Raw genomic sequence first — 1,494 nt, 5'->3', positions numbered from 1 at the left:
GCTGACGATTATGGAATTATTCTTCTTGTTCAACTGGCATTATTTCGATTTGTGCAAATGTATCGTTTTTTCTTCAAATTCTTTTACCCATTTTTTCGCTAATTTTAAGCCTTTACAAACCTTCTTTAATTGCACATTTCCAGTAAATGGATTTTCGACATATACTAGATAGACATGGTTTATTTTCTCCATCACTCTTCCTTCTGTTCCAAATCAACGTAAGGTAACTCACCTTCCATCGTTATTTTCGGTCTATCATAGTAAGTGTTACTTATTTCGACTTTTACCCATTCCACCAACAGTATTTCATTACCCAAGTAGTTGGGTACTTTGCTTTTTATCAATATGAATCCATGCTTTTCCGCTATCCAACAAGCTAATTTTAAGAACATCACTCTGCCTCCTGTTCTAAAGCCCAAATCATAAAAATTTTGAATACTTGCAATTCTTCTGTTTTACTTAATGCATCGTGATACTCACTTTCCAATCCAATTAATTCATCAACAACTATAGAGGGGTGGAAATGCGGCCATCTTTTTTGGATGTTCTTCATAATTAATAAAACATTTTCTTGATTCTCGTTGAGTTGCGGTTGTTTTTCTTTCAACAATTCAATCCAGCCAAGTAAGTCATCTTTATACATAGAGAAACTATCTGGCTCATTCAAAATTGATTGTTCTAGTCTATATAACACTTCACTCACATTCATTCCTCGCTTTCTGCTATTTCGTCGGATAGTGGAATGCATTGTCTCGCAAGACTTGATACAGCACCATCCCTACTCGGTTAATTTGATCCTCATCCTGATCATCAATTCCTGCTTCATGGAATATAGCGTGAGTCAATTCATGAACAAATGTCTGATCCTTTTTTTGGTCTGATAATTCATTCCAAATGCGAATCTCAGCATCTTGGTAATTGCACTCTCCCCATTTGTAACCTGCGTCTTCGCTAGGCAAATGGTCAGCAATACTTACTTGATAGTTGATGCCGGCAACCTTAATCTCTGATGGTATTTTCAAGTTTATTCACCGAATTCCCTTCTTCAAAAACAGCAATAGTCGCAATCTCAACTCCATTTAAAAAATCATGACGTACACTTTCTCTCATCACTAATGCATTAGCATGCTTAGCACTCTCTGCCTTCATTGGGAATAGGAAAAGCTGTCCACTTTCTGTTTCGACCAGCACATTATATTTTTTCATTCTTAAATCGCTCCTTTATATTTTTTTAGTTAACTATTTTGGTGTATAGTGGACTCATTGTTTGTACGTTCCAACCCTTTTTTGCGCATATTCACTGAATTTTTCTAATGTAGTGCCTTCTTCTTCACAGACTTTAGCAAGTTTCTTAGCATCATAACCAGTATCAACTGCCAAGCCTTTTTCAAAGCTTCTATACCTAGTTAATGTTTCTTCTTTTCTTTCCCAAACTCTTTCTTCTGCGTTCATCATCAATTCCTCCTAGTTGGTAATTTCTTCCGATTACTGACT

At 35.9% G+C, this 1,494-nt stretch carries 4 protein-coding genes; all 4 read right to left on the bottom strand.

The genetic code is table 11. The annotated features are described in order from the left end of the window. Window positions 1-391: 391 nt before the first annotated feature. Genes ACI2LY_RS30155 through ACI2LY_RS30140 form a run of 4 tightly spaced genes read right to left on the bottom strand, consistent with a single transcriptional unit; the run spans window position 392 to window position 1,455 of the window. A complete protein-coding gene (locus ACI2LY_RS30155; protein ID WP_355164517.1) occupies window positions 392-703 on the bottom strand; it encodes a hypothetical protein in 312 nt (103 codons plus the stop codon). Between the two features lie 19 nt (window positions 704-722). Beyond that, window positions 723-1,022, bottom strand: coding sequence for an ImmA/IrrE family metallo-endopeptidase (locus ACI2LY_RS30150; RefSeq protein ID WP_355164516.1), 300 nt, complete (start codon window positions 1,020-1,022; stop codon window positions 723-725). Then, complete coding sequence (locus ACI2LY_RS30145) at window positions 1,000-1,206, bottom strand: hypothetical protein (protein WP_355164515.1); 207 nt, start codon at window positions 1,204-1,206, stop codon at window positions 1,000-1,002. Before ACI2LY_RS30145 ends, ACI2LY_RS30150 begins: the two co-directional genes overlap by 23 nt. A 54-nt stretch (window positions 1,207-1,260) precedes the next feature. Next, window positions 1,261-1,455, bottom strand: a complete 195-nt coding sequence (locus ACI2LY_RS30140) for a hypothetical protein (RefSeq protein WP_005230762.1) — start codon at window positions 1,453-1,455, stop codon at window positions 1,261-1,263. Window positions 1,456-1,494: the final 39 nt, after the last annotated feature.

This window comes from Streptomyces sp. NPDC002176, from assembly GCF_044903645.1.
Taxonomy (GTDB): Bacteria; Actinomycetota; Actinomycetes; order Streptomycetales; family Streptomycetaceae; genus Streptomyces.
Note: the sequence above shows the minus strand (reverse complement) of the source record. Positions and strands in the feature narration are given on the sequence as shown.

Excerpts from the sequence above, each read along its gene's own strand:
- ACI2LY_RS30145 (WP_355164515.1), bottom strand. The coding sequence starts at position 1,206 with ATGAAAAAATATAATGTGCTGGTCGAAACAGAAAGTGGACAGCTTTTC.
- ACI2LY_RS30140 (WP_005230762.1), bottom strand. The coding sequence starts at position 1,455 with ATGATGAACGCAGAAGAAAGAGTTTGGGAAAGAAAAGAAGAAACATTA.